A 17,617-nucleotide genomic window follows, 5' to 3' on the forward strand; every position below is an offset into this window, starting at 1 on the left:
GCGTACTTTACGGATTCGCTGCCGTCTTGGCAAGTGGTTTTTTGAGAAAGTTATCGAAAACGTTAGGTAAGCGTCACACGAGCATAACGTTTCTTACCTGCCTGGATAACGTAGGCGCTACCCGTAGCTAACATCGTGTCTTGGGCAACAACATCCCCATCGACTTTCACACTACCGTTTTTCAACATGTCTTTGGCTTGCGCACTGTTCTTGGTGAGACCAGAGCGATTGAGTACTGCCGCGATAGGCGCCTGCTCATTACCTTCGAAATCTACTTCTACTTCAGGTAGGTCTTCCGGCAACTCACCTTCCGCTAGCTGATTACCCGCCGACTTGTGTGCATTGGCGGCAGCTTCATCGCCGTGGTAACGGGCAATAAGCTCACGGGCTAGCTCCATTTTCACGTCACGCGGATTAGCCCCCGCCTCAACGCTCTGCTTGAGCGCATCGATCTCTTCGTTGGATTTCAAAGAGAGCAGCTCAAAGTAACGCCACATTAAGCTATCGGGCATAGACACTAGCTTATTGAACATAGAGCCCGGCGCTTCATCGACACCAACATAGTTGCCCAACGACTTGGACATTTTCTGCACGCCGTCCAGGCCTTCGAGCAGCGGCATGGTGATCACGACCTGAGGCTCTTGGCCGAAGTGCTTTTGAATTTCTCGGCCCATCAACAGGTTAAATTTCTGATCGGTCCCACCTAACTCAACATCCGCCTCAAGCGCGACTGAGTCGTAGCCTTGGACGAGCGGGTAGAGAAACTCGTGGATCGCGATAGATTGGTTAGCTTTATAACGCTTTTCAAAGTCATCACGCTCAAGCATCCGCGCGACCGTGCTTTGCGCTGCCAACTCAATCATTTTAGCGGCGCTTAATTCACCAAACCATTCGGCGTTAAAGCGCACCTCGGTCTTTTCGGGATCGAGGATTTTAAACACCTGCTCTTTATAGGTTTCAGCGTTGGCTTTTACGTCGGCCTCGGTGAGCGGTTTACGAGTAACGTTTTTGCCAGTGGGGTCACCGATACGACCAGTGAAATCCCCGATCAAGAAAATAACGGTGTGCCCGAGATCCTGGAACTGGCGCATTTTCGTCAGCAGCACACTATGCCCAAGGTGCAAATCAGGTGCTGTCGGATCAAACCCTGCTTTAATACGCAGCTTACGGCCAGACGCCAGCTTTTTCTTCAGCTCATCCTCTACCAGGATTTCATGCGTGCCTCGCGACAGTAGCGCTAACGCCTGATCCACCTCACTCATTGCCTCTCTCTCCATGTAATATGTGCCATATAGGCGTCAGATATCGAATAACCGGCGATGTTACCATGCCCTATCGCCTTGGTTGAGCCTTCACTACGTTTTGGATGAGCCGCTTTATGAAAACGCCCCACCCTACCTTACCGTCGTACTATGTTGGCTTAATGTCGGGCACCAGCCTGGACGGCATTGATGCGGCGTTGGTCGCTATAACGCCGCACTCGCCACCGGAGCTCATTGCTACGCATGCGTCGCCCATGCCTCAGTCGCTTCATAACCTACTGCTGAACTTGTGTCATGCCGAGCAAGTGAGCTTTGCTGAGCTGGCAGCGGCCGAAACCGAATTTTGCCAGCTACAGGCAAACGCTGTGAAAGCACTGCTGGCTCAGCAACAGGTCTCAGCAGCGCAAATTAGTGCTATTGGTAGCCATGGACAAACAATCGAGCATGCTCCCAGCGGCCACCACGGCGGCCCTGCCTATACACTACAGCTGGACAATCCCAGCCTGTTGGCCGAATTAACCGGCTGCACGGTGGTGGCTGATTTTCGCCGACGAGACTTAGCCGCTGGTGGTCAAGCAGCGCCGCTGGCACCAGCATTTCATCAAGCCCTTTTTGGTCGCCAGACAAGCGAGCAGCTTGTTTTAAACCTAGGAGGCTTTGCGAATCTGACGTGGCTACCCAGCGATACCAGCATTCCTGCCATTGGCTTTGATACAGGACCCGCTAATGTGCTGTTAGATGCTTGGTTCTCAAAACATCACGACGGACGCTTTGACCAAAATGGCACCTGGGCCTCTCGCGGACAGGTCGATCAAGCGCTACTAAAACGCCTGCTTAGCGAGCCTTTTTTTCATCAACCGCCGCCGCGCAGCACCGGGCGCGAACTATTCCACTTGGCCTGGTTAGAAAACAAGCTAACGGGCAATGAAACTGCTTGCGATGTGCAAACTACGTTAGCGGAACTGACCGCGATAAGCGTTGCCCAGGGTATTCAACAATTGCCCGCGACCCACGATAGCATGACCTTAATTGCTTGCGGCGGCGGTGCACATAACAGCTATTTAATGGCGAGGCTAGCGGCGCATTTGCCCCATGCGACGTTTAAGTCTCCCGCCGACTTAGGCTGGCCCGAAGACTGGATTGAAGCAGGCGCTTTTGCCTGGCTTGCCCATCAACGTTTACACGATCTGCCCGGCAACTTACCTTCTGTCACTGGCGCCAGTGGCCCGAGAGTTCTGGGTGGCATTTACGCCTGCTGATTGACACCAACGCTCCCCATGGCGGGTAGATTAAGTCAACGGCTAACACCATCAGCACGTATCATAGGTGGAAGCCCAGCAGAAAGGTGCTGATTAGATGCATTCTGCTTTGCCGAGAACACCAGCAGTTCGGTAATATCCACCTCTCTTTTCCCAGCAGTGGTAAGGTGCTTGAGTATGACAGACATCGCGCTTCCCGAGTCACTCGCCCAGGCCCACGAACGCCTGAGTAACGCATTAAAAAAGGCTGAACGCCCACTCGATAGCGCAACGCTGCTAGCCGTTAGTAAAACAAAGCCCGCTTCCATGATTCGCCAAGCCTGGCAGCATGGTCAGCGTGAATTCGGCGAAAACTATCTGCAAGAAGCCCTGGAAAAACAAGTCGAACTGGCCGACTTAGACGGTATTGTGTGGCATTTTATTGGCCCACTACAGTCCAACAAAACCCGCGCAGTGGCAGAAAGCTTCGCTTGGGTACATAGCGTTGACCGCTTAAAAATTGCCAAACGGCTTAGCGAACAACGCCCGGAACACTTACCGCCACTCAACATTTGTTTGCAGGTCAATATTAGCCGCGAGGCTTCAAAGTCGGGCGTCATGCCCGATGAGGTAATGGCACTAGCGAAAGAAGTGGCCGCCCTGCCACGGCTGTGTCTACGTGGACTCATGGCGATTCCGGCCCCGGCCAACAGCCTTGCAGAACAGCGGGCGCCGCTTGCGGCCTTGCGACAACTTTTGGAAACCCTTCAGACAGCGCTCCCGGATGCCCCTCTGGATACGCTATCGATGGGGATGAGCGACGATTTAGAAGCCGCTGTTTTAGAGGGCGCAACGCTGGTACGTTTAGGAACGGCGATTTTTGGCGCACGCACCACTCAACACGCGACTCAGTAACACTGCTAATTGAAGAGCGTAAAGACGACTGACAGCCCATGCTGCCCGATGCAGCTTTTTTACCCAATAAGGATACCCACATGGCGAGCAAGATTACCTTCATTGGCGCAGGCAATATGGCCAGCGCCATTATCGGCGGCCTCATCGATAGTGGCGTGTCTCCTAGCGACATCACGGCCACCGCACCTAATGAAAGCGAGTTAACGCCTTTAGCAGCACGTTTAGGAATTAACACAAACACCGATAATAACGCCGCCGTCGAAGACGCCGACGTGGTCGTACTCGCGGTAAAACCCCAGATTATGCGCAGCGTATGCGAAGCGATGCGGGATAACGTACAACAGCAATCACCGCTGATTATTTCGATCGCGGCAGGTCTCGATGCAGCCACCATTGATCAATGGCTAGGCGGTAATAATGCGTTAGTTCGTTGCATGCCCAACACGCCTGCATTGGTTGGTATCGGTGCCAGCGGCTTATATGCCAATAGCGCGGTGAGCGAGGAGCAACGCACGCTAGCAACACAGCTTATGGAAGCGGTTGGCATTGTGGAGTGGGTTGAAGAAGAGGGCCTGCTTGATGCGGTAACTGCGGTATCAGGCAGTGCGCCAGCTTACTTCTTTCTAATGTTTGAGGCGATGGAAGAAGCCGCTGTCAAACTAGGCTTGCCTGCCGCCACGGCGCGACGCTTGGCCATTCAAACGGCGCTAGGTGCCGCCACTATGGCCCAGCGCAGTGACAAAGACCCGGCCACACTTAAACAAAATGTTATGTCACCAGGCGGCACAACAGAACGCGCGATTCAGCACATGGAAGATGCGCAACTACGCGCCACCATCGCCGACGCCATGCAGGCCTGTGCCCAGCGCGCAGAAGCAATGTCCAAGGAACTTAGCGCCAACTAAATACGTAACTTTGCAACGGAGAGGCCGCAATGGGTAGTCAAGTGGGCAGTGCCGGGTTAATGCTTGTTAACTCGTTAATCAATATTTATTTATTCTTACTGATGCTGCGCTTTTTGCTGCAGGCATCGCGGGCAGATTATTACAACCCGCTTAGCCAATCAGTGGTTAAAATTACCCAGCCTGTTGTAGGGCTATTTCAGGGCTTCTTAGGTCCCGTCGCTGGGCGCTTTGACCTTGCCACGCTGGCCGCGGGTTTTGTGCTGAAAGTGGTTAGCATGCTGGCAATTTTCATGGTGATTGGCGTTGGCATGCCGCCCATTCCAGGACTACTGATTGCGGGCATTGCGGCACTGGCTAACGCCATATTAAAGATCTATTTCTTTGCCATGATTGTGATGATTATTCTGAGCTGGGTCGCCCCGAATGCTAGCCACCCAGGTGCTTTGCTGGTCATGCAGCTAGTCGAGCCCATTATGGCGCCTGTTCGGAAAGTCATTCCGCCACTCGGCATGATCGATTTATCACCCATCGTGGTGTTTATTGCGATTAATTTGGTGGATGGCTTAGTAGTGGGGGCTTTGATCCGCGCTGCGGGTATCTCTGGCGCACTGGTTGGGCTGTAACCGCGCAATATTCCCCAGGGCCTCTTTTTAGCAGGATTTATTTTTTGCAGGACTAGCGCTTTCGATGCCTGATTCAGACACTCTCACTTTCGTTGACCGGCCGGCGGACTCCGTTGGCCTCGTCACCCCCCATGTAGCGAAATTTGATACGCCGCTGCCGCTTGCTTGTGGCAAGGTGCTGCCTGAGTACGAGCTTATCTACGAAACCTACGGCACGTTAAACGCTGAGCGTAGTAACGCTGTGTTGATCTGCCATGCGTTATCGGGACACCACCACGCAGCGGGCTATCACGGTGACGAAGACCGCAAACCTGGCTGGTGGGATGCTCATATCGGCCCCGGAAAATCTATCGATACCAACCGTTTTTTTGTGGTATCGCTAAACAATCTGGGCGGCTGCCATGGCAGCACAGGCCCTGTTAGCCACAACCCTGAAACCGGCCGCCAGTGGGGGCCTGATTTCCCCATGGTCACTGTCAGTGACTGGGTAGCCAGCCAAGCGCGCCTAGCCGATCAACTAGGCATTGAGCGCTGGGCCGCAGCAGTGGGCGGTAGCCTGGGTGGTATGCAGGTGCTTCAGTGGACAATGACTTACCCTGAACGTGTCGCCAATGCGGTAGTGATTGCCGCCACCCCCCGGCTTTCCGCCCAGAATATTGCCTTTAACGAAGTGGCTCGTCAGGCGATTCGCTCTGACCCTGAATTCTTCGACGGTTGGTATGCAGAGCACGACACGGTCCCCAAGCGTGGTTTGAAACTGGCACGCATGGTGGGCCACATCACCTACCTCTCCGAAGATGCAATGGGCAGTAAGTTTGGCCGCGATTTGCGCAGCAACGATTTGAACTTTGGGTTTGATGTCGAGTTCCAGGTTGAGTCTTATCTGCGCTATCAGGGCGATACCTTCTCCACCGCCTTTGACGCTAACACCTACCTGTTAATGACCAAGGCCCTTGACTACTTCGATCCCGCAGCCACTCAAGCAGGCGACCTAGCCAGCGCACTAGCACCAGCAAAGTGCCCTTTTCTGGTTGTTAGTTTTACCACTGACTGGCGTTTCCCACCTTCTCGCTCTCGAGAACTCGTCGACGCGCTCACCCGCGCTGGCAAATCGGTTAGCTATGCCAATATCGACTCTCCTCACGGGCATGATGCCTTCTTACTGCCCGAGCCACGTTACCACGCTCTGTTCAGCGCATTTATGACTCGCATCGCCCGAGAGCTGAATATCGAAGAAACAGCCAGGGAGGAGACCCTGTAATGCGTGCGGATCTTGAACTGATTTACGACTGGGTGCCCCAAGGGGCTCACGTGCTGGATTTAGCCTGCGGTGATGGTGCTCTGCTTGAGCGCTTAGCACAGGAGAAAAATGTTACCGGCTACGGTTTAGAGATCGACCCCGACGGTATTACCCAGTGTGTCGCCAGGGGCGTGAACGTTATTGAGCATAACCTGGATGATGGCCTGGGTAGTTTCTGCGACAACAGCTATGATCAAGTCATTATGACCCAAGCGCTTCAGGCACTACGTCGCCCGGATAAAATGCTTGATGAAATGTTACGTGTCGCCGAGGAAGGCATTATCACCTTTCCTAATTTTGCTTATTGGCGTCACCGAATTCATCTTGGCCTACGTGGCTATATGCCGGTCTCTAAATCGCTACCCCATGCCTGGTATGACACACCCAACATCCACCTTTCTACCTTTAACGACTTCGAGCATTTGTGCCGTGAAAAAGGGTTGGTAATTGTGGATCGCGCGGTAGGGGTTGGCGATCACAAAGGGCACTGGACATCCAAGTGGTGGCCCAACTTGTTCGGTGAAATTGCTATTTTTAGAGTGCGCCGTCGCTAATTTATTTTACGTTAACTCGCCATATCGACCCATAAGAGGAGACCTGCCATGGTTTATCGAGCGTTACGCAGAACAACCCTGCTTACTACGCTGCTTTGCTCACTGCTCCTCGCCACACAAGCGGTAGCTGAGCAGCTGGTACGGATAGGCGACTATGAGATCCATTACAGTGCTGTGGCCACCAGCTTCCTCACCCCTGAAGTTGCCCAAGCGCACGGAATTCAGCGCAGTGCAGGTCTCGGATTGGTTAATGTAAGCGTACGCGAACGCCAAGAGGACGGCAGCACCCGTGCCGTTAACGCTAGCGTACAAGGCCACGTGACAGGCCTCACCGACGCCCAAGAGTCGCTAAGCTTTCGTACTGTGCACGATGGTGATGCCACTTATCACTTGGCCACCTTCGCCCTGCGCCACGACGAGCCCACACGTTTTAACTTGGACGTTCGCTACGACCGCAATGCCAGTCCCGAGCGGGTCAGTTTTATTCAGCGTTTTTATATCGAGCGTTAAATTCGCACCGGTAGCGGTCGTGCTAATCGCACCGCTACCGGCGCTCCTGCCTGCCAATCTAGCGTAATACCGTAAGCCAACACCTCAACCCCAGCATCTACTGCTGCGGCTAGCGCCGCCGCATAGATGGGATCGATATGGGCCGCTGGGGCTACATCGTGAATACCTTCATGGGCGACACAAAACAGCAGCACGGCCCTTTCGCCCAGCTCGGCCAGCGCGGTTAATGTATGCAAATGCTTGGTGCCCCTCACGCTGACCGAATCAGGAAAATAACCATGTCCATCGGCTTCTTTAAGGGTGACCTGCTTAACTTCAATAAAAACCTCGCCCTTATCAGGATCACTCAGCCGGAAATCGAGCCTTGCGTCACTGATCTTCACTTCCCGCTTGAGCGTTTGATAGCCTGCCAATGGCGCAATATCACCGGCTAAAATGGCCTCCTCCACGATGCGGTTGGCGCGGCCAGTGTGGACAGAAGCCAGCGCCAAGGCACCCTCTGACTGTGGCAACTCAATCCATTCCCAGGTCCAGGCCAGCTTGCGCTTGGGATTATCACTCCGTGACAGCCACACTCGACAACCGGGCACATTCACCGCCTTCATTGAGCCCGTGTTGGGGCAATGGGCGACGACTTCCTCGCCACCCTCCAGCCTTACATCGGCTAAAAAGCGTTTATAACGACGCAGCAACACCCCAGATACCAACTCAGGATAGGTCGTCATAGTCGACTCACGAAACGGCCAATGCGCTCTACGGCCTCCTGCAACCGTTCAACGCTGTTAGTAAAGGCAATGCGCACATGGTGTTCGCCGCCCTCCAGCGCAAAATCAATGCCCGGAGTAATTGCCACGTTCTCCTCGACCAGCAACCGCTCACAGAATGCCTGGCTATCTCGGCTGTAATGGGAAATATCCAACCACAGATAAAAAGCCCCTTGAGGTGGCAGGTCCGGGGCAAGCCCCAACTGCGCTAGCCCATCCAACAACACTTGGCGTCGCTGCTTGAGCGTCGATCTACGCGCTTCCAAAATATCTCGACACTCTGGAGTGAAAGCGGCCAACGCCGCATGCTGGGAAGGCGTAGGCGCGGCAAGGAAGACGTTTTGCGCCAGCCTAGTAAGCGGCTCGACGGCATGTTCAGGCGCCACCAACCAGCCCAAGCGCCAGCCTGTCATGCCGAAATATTTAGAGAAACTGTTCACCACGAAGGCTTGATCGGAAAGCGATGTCGCCGATAGTGGTGCATCGTCATAATTCAAGCCTTGGTAAATCTCATCGACAATCACGTCACCGCCTTTCGCAGCTACCGTGTTGATGACCGCGTTTAGCGCCTCAGCGCCTAACGTATGTCCCGTAGGGTTAGACGGGGAAGCCAGCATGGCTAAACTCGTTTTAGCTTGCCAGTGCTGTTCAATTAACGGCGCCGTTAACTGCCAACCGCTTTGGCGCCCTACGGGAATGGCATCAATGTCTGCGCCAGCTAGGGCCATAAAGTGACGATTACACGGATAGTTGGGATCGGCCATCAAAACACGGTCGCCTTCTTCGACCAGTAATTGGCTAGCCAGCAGCAGCGCTCCAGAGGCCCCTGGCGTTACCAAAATACGTGAGGGGTCAACGGTGGCGTTAAAATGCTCGGCGTAATGTCTTGAAATCGCCTCCCGCAGCGACGCTAGGCCTGCCGCAGGTGTATAGCGCGTTTTGCCTGTTGCCAACGCTTGCTGGCCTGCTGCTACAATCGGTGCCGGCGTCGCGAAATCAGGTTCGCCGACCTCTAGGTGAATCACATCGTGGCCTTCGGCCTCTCGAGCCTGGGCCATTTCCAATAGATGCATCACGCGAAAAGGTGCAACGTGATTTACACGTGAATTCCAAGCCATAACGGTTCCTTCACTAAATGGTAGAGAAATCATGACGCAGGTCGTTGAAGAGGCAAGACCATGGTCGAAAATGCGCCATTATGCTTGCATAGCGCGCATTTTTCAGCTAAACAAGCATCCCTTTGGCGTGAGATCGTGACACACACTCATGGTCGATCAGCAGTCACATACGTAAGGGGCACTCCCATGCCAGTAGCGGAAAAGAAACCGGAAGCGTCCAAGTCCTTCACCCCGTATGAGCCAGCACCGGGCGAAGAGTATATGAACGAGAAGCAGCTCGCGCACTTCCGCCAGCTCCTTCTAGACTGGAAACAAGATCTCATGGAAGAGGTGGATCGTACCGTACGCCACCTACAGGAAGACGCTAATAACTACGCTGACCCCGCTGACCGCGCTACTCAAGAAGAGGGCTTCAGCCTGGAGCTGCGTACTCGGGATCGCGAACGCAAGTTGCTGAAAAAGATTAACGAAACCATCGAAAAAATCGATGAAGACGACTACGGCTTTTGTGAAGCCTGCGGCGTTGAAATCGGCATTCGCCGCCTTGAAGCCCGCCCCACGGCAACGCTGTGCGTGGACTGTAAAACGCTGGCAGAGCTTAAAGAGAAACAGCTCGGTGGCTAACCATCGGCGCGCATACGCTACAAGCTGCTAGTTTGTTACAAGCTAAAGCGTCCAACGGGCACCCTTGAGGTGCCCGTTTTTGTTTGTCATCTTGTATTTATCGCTGTACTTATCATCGTAGTTAATCGCTGGCGCTATTTGAACAATTGATTCGGGCTGTCATGACCCATACCACGCACTACCGAGGACGTTTCGCTCCTACACCGTCAGGGCCACTGCATCTTGGCTCGCTAGTAGCCGCCCTAGGCAGCTATTTAGACGCCCGCGCTGTTGGCGGGCAGTGGCTGGTGCGCATTGAGGATATCGACCCGCCCCGCTGCCCTGAAGGCTCTGCTGATACAATTCTGCGTCAGCTTGACGCCTTTGGGCTTCATTGGGATGAAGAAATCCGCTGGCAATGCCACCGTGATGAGGCTTATCAGCAGGCGCTCGATCAACTGGCTGCCCAAGGCTTGGCTTATCCATGTAGCTGTTCGAGAAAGCAGTGGCAAGCGTTTTCAATCTATCCTGGCTGGTGCCGCGAGAGCGTTCGTGATGCCACAAAGCCGGTGGCCTGGCGGCTGCGCAGCGATCTGGCAAAGCGCCCTATTACTTGGCAGGATCGGCTTTTTGGTTTCCAACAGTTCGACCCTGCCGTTTTGGGGGATGTTGTGCTTAAACGCAAAGATCAGCTTTGGGCCTATCAGCTCGCCGTCGTAGTGGATGATGCCGATCAAGGCATTACCGATATTGTGCGCGGTTATGACCTGCTGGATAACACGCCCTGGCAAGGCCAGTTGCAGCAAGCGCTTGGCTTATCAACTCCCCGCTATCTACATTTACCGCTCGTGGTTACTCAAGAGGGTCAAAAGCTTTCTAAGCAAAATCTGGCCCCTGCATTAGCCGAAGACGCCGACGGCATTCGCCAACAGCTGTTTCAAGCACTGCGACTACTCGATCAGGCCCCACCTGACACGTTGGTTCAAGAGCCACCCGAAACACAACTAAACTGGGCAATAGCACACTGGTCTGTTGAAAAGCTTGTCGCTACCACCCACCGCCGCTATCAATCAGAGTTTTAATATGTACGTTTATCGCATACTGCTGTTCTTGGTGTTTGGCGGCTATTTGCTTTCGCCGTTACTGATGGACGGCTGGGGAGATCCAAGCGTTGCCTGGTATCGCCCATTTGCTATTTGGGGCGGTCTGATCGCGCTAACGCTATGGCTTGAGCAAAAAAGGAAGTTAGATGAGCGTTGAGCTTTTAGGAGTAGTACTGCTGGGCCTAGGCTATCTTGCCTTACTGTTTGCCTGCGGCATGGCCGTTGAGCGTGGCTGGGTGCCCGTGCGCATTACGCGCCACCCTATTGTGTACACCCTGGCGCTGGGCGTATACGCCAGCGCGTGGGCAATCTATGGCAGTGTGGAGCTTGCGGCGAAAGCAGGCTTTGGCTACCTGGCATATTACCTCGGTGCAGCCGGGGCTTTTCTGCTGGCCCCCGTACTGCTTGTGCCCATACAACGCATTACTCGTACCTACCAGCTCTCTTCACTCGCGGATCTATTTGCGTTTCGCTACCGATCCCGCTGGGCAGGCACTCTGGTAACGCTGATCAGCCTGCTAGCCGTGATGCCGCTGCTGGGCATCCAGGTGCAAACCTTAAGCGATGCGGTCTACTTGCTCACCGGCAGCCGCTATAGCGCGGCGGCCACCCTGCTGTTTTGCGGTGTGATCGCAGGCTGTGCAGTGTTGTTTGGCGCACGCCACAGCCATCGACATCGTCACGATACGCTACTCAGCGTGATTGCTTTTGAATCGATCATTAAACTACTGGCGATGCTTGGGCTAGGTGCCATTGCACTGTGGTGGGTATTTGATGGGCCTCACGGATTACAGCAGTGGTTAGAAGGGCCTGGAGCCGCAGCCCAAGCCGCAACGCCGCAATTTGAAGCCCCCCAATGGCGCACGCTGCTACTGCTGTTCTTTGCGGCCGCGTTCATGATGCCGCACCTGTTTCAGATTACCTTTGCAGAAAGCCTTTCTCGCCACACCCTGCTCCAAGCCAGTTGGACATTACCGCTATTTTTGCTACTGATGGCACTGCCAGTACCGTTGATTTGGTGGGCTGCACAATCGACAAACGAGACGGTTCCAGTCGCAGCCTACGCCGCCTTCTTGATGTCAGAACATTGGTGGGTGGGAGCGCTAGCCTTCATTGGCGGCCTTGCCGCCGCCAGTGGCACCATGATGATGATCGCGCTGGCTCTTTCAGGCATGGTGCTAAACCACGTGGTGCTAGTGGCTCGCCCCCCGGAGGCGCGTAGCGATTTATACGGCTGGCTGCTCTGGCTACGTCGCGGTTTAGTCGTCGCTGTAATTGCGGGCGGGTGGCTATTTGCTGAAAGCGTCGGTCGCTACCATTCGCTAACAAACTTGGGGCTCGCTGCATTTGTAGGCATGGCACAGTGCCTGCCTGGCATGCTGGCGTTGTTATACTGGCCCGGTGCGAACCGCAAGGGCATGATCGCCGGGCTAATGAGCGGCATCATCATTTGGCTGTGGGGCCTATGGTTGCCGCTTTTGCTTGATCTCCCCACACTCTCGCTGCCCCTCACTCCCCTGATGTCTGCGGATGCGCCCATTTGGTATAACGTTACGCTTGTTTCTTTAGCGGTGAATATTTTACTGCTTCTCATTGTGTCGTTATTTACCCGCATCTCAGAAGGCGAACGCTCTGCGGCTGAAGCATGCTCCGTAGATGCGGTCATTCGTTCAAAACGCCTACCACTGGAAGCAGCTACGGCGGGAGACTTCCCTACTTATCTTGCCCAAGCGTTGGGCGATGAAGCTGCCAGCCGTGAAGTTGACCGCGCACTGGCAGCGCTAAACCTGACACCTCAGGAGCGCCGCCCCTATGCACTGCGCCGCCTGCGCGACCGAATCCAGGCGAACCTATCCGGTTTAATGGGGCCTTCAGTTGCGCGAGATATTGTTGATCGTTACTTGCCCTACCGCCACGACGACGCACCGGTCACTGACGATATTCATTTTGTTGAAAGCCGCCTTGAAGCTTACCGCTCTAGGCTCACTGGGCTGGCTCGGGAACTGGATGGCTTGCGCCGCCATCACCGGCAAACGCTAGCCTACTTGCCCGTAGGCTTGTGCGTGCTAGGCGACGATGATGAGCTGTTAATGTGGAATGAGGCGCTTTCATCACTCTCCGGGATTAGCGGCGATAGCGTGATTGGCTCACGCCGAGATAGCCTGCCCCCACCCTGGCCCAATTTACTCGGTAGCGTACTCAACGCCAGCCATACGCCGTTGTATAAACAAGCCGTGTCACTACATGGCAAGGATTACTTCCTCACCCTTCACAAAGCAGTGTTAAGCGGACACGACAGCCGTGGCGGCAGCGTGATTTTGGTAGAAGACCATACTGAAATGAAGTGGCTAGAAGAGGAACTTGTCCACGCAGCGCGCTTGGCATCCATAGGGCAACTTGCGGCAGGCGTGGCACATGAAATAGGCAACCCTATCACGGGCATTTCGTCACTGGCCCAAAACTTGCGCTACGATACCGATGACCCAGCGCTACTGGAAACGGCTAACCAAATTCAACAGTTAACCCAACGAGTCACCAAGATTGTTAACTCGCTGGTCGGTTTTGCCCACGGTGGCCGTCAAACCCTGCCACTGCCGGCATCCCCCGCCTCGCTCTCTACCGTTAGCGAAGACGCGCTGCACTTGATCCATTTAGCGCGCTCGGGGGAGGATGTAAGCTTTACCAATGACTGTCCGGATGACATCGTGGTGCGTGGCGATGCTCAGCGATTAACCCAGGTCATGGTCAACTTACTGAGCAATGCCAAAGACGCTTGCGACGCTCAGGGCACGGTTCATATTGAAGCAGGCAAACAGGCAAGCCATGCTTGGTGGCGAGTCACCGATGATGGCCACGGCATTGACCCAAGCGTGAAGCATCGCCTTTTCGAGCCCTTCACCACGACCAAGCCTGCGGGTCAAGGAACGGGGCTTGGGCTCTCGTTGGCCTACCAAATTATCAATGAGCACCAAGGCAAAATAGAGGTTGCGTCACCACCTCCAGGAAAGCCTCGCGGCACTGCCATCACGCTTTGGCTACCGCTTTACCAACAGGATGATCACCTACCTCATGCCCAGGATACTGATTGTTGAAGATGAAGCGATTATTCGCAGCGCTTTAAAGCGTTTACTCGAACGTCACAGCTATACCGTCAGCGAAGCGGGCAGCGCAGAAGAAGCACGTGAGCTGGCGCCTAGCGAGTTTGATCTAGTCATTAGCGACCTGCGACTGCCAGGTGATCCTGGCACCGCCCTAATTGAGGCCGCAGCACCCGCGCCGGTACTGATAATGACCAGCTATGCCAGCATGCGCTCGGCAGTCGACGCGCTTAAGCAAGGGGCTGTGGACTATGTTGCTAAACCATTTGATCACACCGAGCTTTTAGAAACCGTCGAACGCATTCTGCATAAGCAGTCGATGCAGCAAGGCACACCTCCGGATATCACCGATGAAGGAGGTGGGCGTCAAACGATGATCGGCAATTGCACGGCTATGCAGCAGGTTTACACGCGCATTCGCAAAACAGCCCCGGCAGACGTTACCGTGCTAATTCAAGGAGAATCCGGCACAGGCAAAGAGCTCGTTGCCCGGGCCATTCATCAGCAAAGCAAACGCGCCAAAGCACCGCTGATTTGTGTGAACTGCGCGGCAATACCTGAGACGCTGATCGAGTCAGAGCTTTTTGGCCATGAGAAAGGAGCGTTTACCGGCGCTAGCGCTGCCCGAACCGGGTTAGTGGAAGCCGCCGACGGTGGCACCCTGTTTTTAGATGAAATCGGCGAGTTACCACTGGATGCCCAAGCGCGGCTGTTACGCGTACTTCAGGAAGGTGAAATCCGCAAAATTGGCTCCGTCGAAACACGCCATGTGGACGTGCGCCTGATCGCCGCCACCCACAGAGACTTGCGCGCTCTGTCTAAAAGCGGGGAATTCCGACTAGATCTCTACTATCGCCTCAACGTTATGCAGATTGAATTGCCACCGCTGCGCGACCGTGAAGAAGACGTATTGAAGATAGCCGATATTCTGTTAGATAAAGCCTGCAAACGTCATGATCGCCAAGGGCTTCGTTTGTCACGGGCTTCCCGACAGGACCTACGCGACTACCCTTGGCCTGGTAACGTACGCGAGCTTGAGAATGCACTGGAGAGGGGCGTAATTCTAGCCGAGGGGCATTTGATTCACCCTGACGACCTAGGCCTTGGCCCTGTTACCAACCGACCTCACTCTTCTGCAGGTAACAGCTCCGCATTAGCCAATGAATCATCAGCGCCAAGTGGCGATGACGACGACCTCTCTCTTGAGGACTATTTTCAGCATTTTGTGCTGGAACATCAGGATCAAATGAGTGAAACCGAGTTAGCCCAAAAGCTGGGAATTAGCCGTAAAAATTTATGGGAGCGGCGCCAGCGCCTAGGCATCCCACGTAAAAAAACCGCACGCCGCCCCAATTAGGTGGCGGCAATACCTATGATTAGCCATTCACCACCTCGCCTTCTACGACTAACGTCCAATAGATTGATTTGCATAAGAAATATCCAAAACCTTCCCATCAGCCACTGTTACCTTCCCACACAACACGCCCCAGAAATCCCTTAAAAACGGGTAACACTATGCGTTGCGATTAGTTCCCTGGCATAGCCAATAAATTCCAAGCCCATGAAAATAAAAGAATAAAAAATGGGTGGCACAGCAAGTGCAATATTACTGGGCAAGAAGAACAAAATGGGCAGCGCGGACGTCGCTAACAAAAACAACATGACACCGCCCCAACCTGAGCCAAAACAAAAACAACAGGGCTAGGCAGAGATCATAGTACTAACAAGAACAACAGGCTTGAGTCTCACGACTTGCTAGCGCTAAGCAGAATAGGCGCAGCGAACAATAACAACAGTCAGCAAGTGCCCAAAAAAGGACGCGACGTACACAAAGAATCTGCTCCCAAACAAAAACAACAGCAGCATGTGTGTACACCCCGGAACCAATAACAACACGCCGGGAGAAAAAGTTCGCGGTTGGATTATTGTTTTGAATACGAGGCGGTCGGAATCAGACTGGTTCTCACGCCTACCGACTGCGGTGCGTATTCAGAGCGATGTGCCATCATGAAGAAAAACAACAGCATGGACGCTGATTGTCTGCTTTATAGGGGAGGCTCTTGTAGCCTCCCCTTTCCGCGTTTAAAGCAGTCGTCTTTTACAAACCCTGCTCCAGTGCTTTGCAAGCCTCAAGGGGTCGGCTACACTCAGCAACTTACCGCTAACCTTGCGGTCATTTTTTCGCTACGTTTCTCGATACTGTTTTCGATACCCTGCGAGTCGATATCGCCGCATGTTTAAAGGATTTACCCGTTTATTACATAGCCCGGGAGAGCACTTGAAATCCCTGCTCGATTCCCCAGAGAGCGCCGCCGATGCGCTCAGTCCCCGTATTATTCCGCGCTCCGAGCACCCTGTTTCTCGTCAGCAAATCAGCGAGGCCGCGTTAAAGGTACTCTATCGCCTTAATGGCGCTGGATTTGATGCCTTCCTGGTTGGCGGCTGCATTCGTGATGCATTGCTGGGCAAAATGCCGAAAGATTTCGACGTTGCCACGAATGCAACGCCGGAACAGGTGCGCGATCTGTTTCGCAATTCGCGGCTGATTGGTCGGCGTTTTCGCATTGTGCATGTGCGCTTTGGTCGCGAAGTCATTGAAGTTACCACTTTCCGCGGCAAGCCTCAGGACGAGCACGGCGATCATATCGCCCAGCAGTCTGACGATGGCCTGCTATTGCGAGACAATGTGTGGGGCAACATCGAAGAAGACGCTCTACGCCGCGACTTCACCGTGAATGCGCTTTACTACAATATCGCTGACTTCACGATTCATGACTTTGCCAACGGCGCGCGTGATATTGAGTCACGTACGCTGCGACTGATTGGCGACCCCGTTACCCGCTATCGGGAAGACCCTGTACGTATGCTGCGTGCGGTGCGCTTTGCGGCCAAGCTCGATTTCACCATCGAGCCAGCCACTGAAGAGCCGATGTACGATCTGGCGCCGCTGTTACTGCAAATTCCTCCCGCCCGTTTGTTTGATGAAGTACTCAAGCTATTCATGTCGGGGCACGGCTTAATTACTTTCCGCTTACTGAGCCATTACAACTTGTTTGGCATGCTGTTCCCCGAAGCGGAAGAAGCCATGGCGGATGCTGCTTGGGCCGAAGATCTGATTGAACAAGCGCTCACTAACACCGATAAGCGCATTGCGGAAGGACGGCCAGTGACGCCAGCCTTCCTGCTAGCCGCCTTTTTGTGGGCACCAGTGGCACACCGTCAAGCCGAGCTTGAGCGCGAAGGCATGCCCGCAATTCCAGCGCTGCAAACTGCTGCCCAGCAGGTAGTCACTCGTCAGTTACAGCATATTTCGATTCCCAAACGCTTTGGCATGCCCATGCGCGATATTTGGGAACTACAGGCACGCCTTCCTCTGCGCCGTGGCAAACGGGCATTTCAAACCCGCGAACACCCACGCTTCCGAGCCGCCTACGATTTGCTGCTGTTGCGTGAACAAGCAGGTGAAATACCGCGTGGCTTAGGCGATTGGTGGAATGCCTTCCAGCAAGGTGATGAGCACGAGCAACTTCGGCTGCTGCAAAAAGTGGGAAGTGATCCGGCAAGCCAGGGGGACCGTCGACGTAAAAAACGACGCAAACCACGCAAAACAGAGCAGTAAGAGCA

General features: G+C 54.2%; 16 protein-coding genes and 1 pseudogene. 13 read left to right on the plus strand and 4 right to left on the minus strand.

Going from position 1 to position 17,617, the window contains the following annotated elements; genetic code table 11:
* Positions 1 to 62: 62 nt before the first annotated feature.
* Positions 63 to 1,262, minus strand: a complete 1,200-nt coding sequence (gene tyrS, locus INT21_RS06140) for a tyrosine--tRNA ligase (RefSeq protein ID WP_089039896.1) — start codon at positions 1,260 to 1,262, stop codon at positions 63 to 65.
* A 116-nt stretch (positions 1,263 to 1,378) separates the two neighbouring features.
* On the opposite strand from tyrS, the gene INT21_RS06145 reads away from it, so the two are divergent.
* Positions 1,379 to 2,521: an anhydro-N-acetylmuramic acid kinase gene (locus INT21_RS06145; protein ID WP_193060625.1), complete on the plus strand. Its 1,143-nt coding sequence runs from the start codon at positions 1,379 to 1,381 to the stop codon at positions 2,519 to 2,521.
* A 38-nt stretch (positions 2,522 to 2,559) separates the two neighbouring features.
* On the opposite strand, the pseudogene INT21_RS06150 reads toward INT21_RS06145, so the two are convergent.
* Positions 2,560 to 2,664: pseudogene (locus INT21_RS06150) on the minus strand (twitching motility protein PilT); the annotation flags it as partial.
* 34 nt (positions 2,665 to 2,698) lie between these two features.
* Between INT21_RS06150 and INT21_RS06155 the strand changes: the two are divergent.
* The 6 genes from INT21_RS06155 (at position 2,699) to INT21_RS06180 (ending at position 7,307) form a co-directional block, all read left to right on the plus strand.
* On the plus strand, positions 2,699 to 3,415 hold the full coding sequence (locus INT21_RS06155; RefSeq protein WP_193060626.1) for a YggS family pyridoxal phosphate-dependent enzyme: 717 nt from the start codon (positions 2,699 to 2,701) through the stop codon (positions 3,413 to 3,415).
* Between the two features lie 80 nt (positions 3,416 to 3,495).
* Entirely contained in the window at positions 3,496 to 4,320 is an 825-nt protein-coding gene (proC, locus tag INT21_RS06160; RefSeq protein ID WP_193060627.1) for a pyrroline-5-carboxylate reductase, read from the plus strand.
* Between the two features lie 29 nt (positions 4,321 to 4,349).
* Positions 4,350 to 4,943 carry a YggT family protein gene (locus INT21_RS06165; protein WP_089039900.1) on the plus strand — a complete coding sequence of 198 codons (594 nt, stop codon included), beginning with the start codon at positions 4,350 to 4,352 and terminating at the stop codon, positions 4,941 to 4,943.
* Positions 4,944 to 5,007: 64 nt separating this feature from the next.
* The gene (gene metX / locus INT21_RS06170; protein ID WP_193060628.1) at positions 5,008 to 6,204 is read left to right on the plus strand and encodes a homoserine O-succinyltransferase MetX; all 1,197 of its coding nucleotides are present in this window, start codon (positions 5,008 to 5,010) and stop codon (positions 6,202 to 6,204) included.
* Complete coding sequence (gene metW, locus INT21_RS06175) at positions 6,204 to 6,797, plus strand: methionine biosynthesis protein MetW (protein WP_038480763.1); 594 nt, start codon at positions 6,204 to 6,206, stop codon at positions 6,795 to 6,797. Before metX ends, metW begins: the two co-directional genes overlap by 1 nt.
* A 48-nt stretch (positions 6,798 to 6,845) precedes the next feature.
* A complete protein-coding gene (locus INT21_RS06180; RefSeq protein WP_089039902.1) occupies positions 6,846 to 7,307 on the plus strand; it encodes a DUF4426 domain-containing protein in 462 nt (153 codons plus the stop codon).
* Here INT21_RS06180 and sfsA read toward each other — a convergent pair.
* Both sfsA and INT21_RS06190 read right to left on the minus strand, forming a co-directional pair.
* Positions 7,304 to 8,032: a DNA/RNA nuclease SfsA gene (gene sfsA, locus INT21_RS06185; protein WP_193060629.1), complete on the minus strand. Its 729-nt coding sequence runs from the start codon at positions 8,030 to 8,032 to the stop codon at positions 7,304 to 7,306. The genes INT21_RS06180 and sfsA overlap by 4 nt on opposite strands.
* On the minus strand, positions 8,029 to 9,189 hold the full coding sequence (locus tag INT21_RS06190; protein WP_089039904.1) for an aminotransferase class I/II-fold pyridoxal phosphate-dependent enzyme: 1,161 nt from the start codon (positions 9,187 to 9,189) through the stop codon (positions 8,029 to 8,031). Before INT21_RS06190 ends, sfsA begins: the two co-directional genes overlap by 4 nt.
* 186 nt (positions 9,190 to 9,375) lie before the next feature.
* On the opposite strand from INT21_RS06190, the gene dksA reads away from it, so the two are divergent.
* The 6 genes from dksA to pcnB all read left to right on the plus strand — a co-directional run bounded on the left by dksA (position 9,376) and on the right by pcnB (position 17,612).
* The gene (dksA, locus tag INT21_RS06195) at positions 9,376 to 9,813 is read left to right on the plus strand and encodes an RNA polymerase-binding protein DksA (protein ID WP_009723720.1); all 438 of its coding nucleotides are present in this window, start codon (positions 9,376 to 9,378) and stop codon (positions 9,811 to 9,813) included.
* A 161-nt stretch (positions 9,814 to 9,974) separates the two neighbouring features.
* A complete protein-coding gene (gluQRS, locus tag INT21_RS06200) occupies positions 9,975 to 10,874 on the plus strand; it encodes a tRNA glutamyl-Q(34) synthetase GluQRS (protein WP_193060630.1) in 900 nt (299 codons plus the stop codon).
* 1 nt (position 10,875) lies between these two features.
* Positions 10,876 to 11,052, plus strand: a complete 177-nt coding sequence (locus INT21_RS06205; RefSeq protein ID WP_009723722.1) for a hypothetical protein — start codon at positions 10,876 to 10,878, stop codon at positions 11,050 to 11,052.
* Positions 11,042 to 13,987, plus strand: coding sequence for an ATP-binding protein (locus INT21_RS06210; protein ID WP_193060631.1), 2,946 nt, complete (start codon positions 11,042 to 11,044; stop codon positions 13,985 to 13,987). The genes INT21_RS06205 and INT21_RS06210 overlap by 11 nt, the downstream gene beginning before the upstream one ends.
* Positions 13,965 to 15,350: a sigma-54-dependent transcriptional regulator gene (locus INT21_RS06215; protein ID WP_089039907.1), complete on the plus strand. Its 1,386-nt coding sequence runs from the start codon at positions 13,965 to 13,967 to the stop codon at positions 15,348 to 15,350. The genes INT21_RS06210 and INT21_RS06215 overlap by 23 nt, the downstream gene beginning before the upstream one ends.
* A gap of 876 nt (positions 15,351 to 16,226) precedes the next feature.
* Positions 16,227 to 17,612, plus strand: coding sequence for a polynucleotide adenylyltransferase PcnB (gene pcnB, locus INT21_RS06220; RefSeq protein ID WP_038480742.1), 1,386 nt, complete (start codon positions 16,227 to 16,229; stop codon positions 17,610 to 17,612).
* Positions 17,613 to 17,617 lie beyond the last annotated feature (5 nt).

It is taken from the genome of Halomonas sp. 3F2F (assembly GCF_014897805.1).
In the GTDB taxonomy this organism is placed as follows: Bacteria; Pseudomonadota; Gammaproteobacteria; order Pseudomonadales; family Halomonadaceae; genus Vreelandella.

Bases quoted from the DNA above. Each gene is read 5' to 3' on its own strand.
- tyrS (WP_089039896.1), bottom strand. From the start codon at position 1,262: ATGAGTGAGGTGGATCAGGCGTTAGCGCTACTGTCGCGAGGCACGCAT.
- INT21_RS06145 (WP_193060625.1), top strand. From the start codon at position 1,379: ATGAAAACGCCCCACCCTACCTTACCGTCGTACTATGTTGGCTTAATG.
- INT21_RS06155 (WP_193060626.1), top strand. From the start codon at position 2,699: ATGACAGACATCGCGCTTCCCGAGTCACTCGCCCAGGCCCACGAACGC.
- proC (WP_193060627.1), top strand. From the start codon at position 3,496: ATGGCGAGCAAGATTACCTTCATTGGCGCAGGCAATATGGCCAGCGCC.
- INT21_RS06165 (WP_089039900.1), top strand. From the start codon at position 4,350: ATGGGTAGTCAAGTGGGCAGTGCCGGGTTAATGCTTGTTAACTCGTTA.
- metX (WP_193060628.1), top strand. From the start codon at position 5,008: ATGCCTGATTCAGACACTCTCACTTTCGTTGACCGGCCGGCGGACTCC.
- metW (WP_038480763.1), top strand. From the start codon at position 6,204: ATGCGTGCGGATCTTGAACTGATTTACGACTGGGTGCCCCAAGGGGCT.
- INT21_RS06180 (WP_089039902.1), top strand. From the start codon at position 6,846: ATGGTTTATCGAGCGTTACGCAGAACAACCCTGCTTACTACGCTGCTT.
- sfsA (WP_193060629.1), bottom strand. From the start codon at position 8,032: ATGACGACCTATCCTGAGTTGGTATCTGGGGTGTTGCTGCGTCGTTAT.
- INT21_RS06190 (WP_089039904.1), bottom strand. From the start codon at position 9,189: ATGGCTTGGAATTCACGTGTAAATCACGTTGCACCTTTTCGCGTGATG.
- dksA (WP_009723720.1), top strand. From the start codon at position 9,376: ATGCCAGTAGCGGAAAAGAAACCGGAAGCGTCCAAGTCCTTCACCCCG.
- gluQRS (WP_193060630.1), top strand. From the start codon at position 9,975: ATGACCCATACCACGCACTACCGAGGACGTTTCGCTCCTACACCGTCA.
- INT21_RS06205 (WP_009723722.1), top strand. From the start codon at position 10,876: ATGTACGTTTATCGCATACTGCTGTTCTTGGTGTTTGGCGGCTATTTG.
- INT21_RS06210 (WP_193060631.1), top strand. From the start codon at position 11,042: ATGAGCGTTGAGCTTTTAGGAGTAGTACTGCTGGGCCTAGGCTATCTT.
- INT21_RS06215 (WP_089039907.1), top strand. From the start codon at position 13,965: ATGCCCAGGATACTGATTGTTGAAGATGAAGCGATTATTCGCAGCGCT.
- pcnB (WP_038480742.1), top strand. From the start codon at position 16,227: ATGTTTAAAGGATTTACCCGTTTATTACATAGCCCGGGAGAGCACTTG.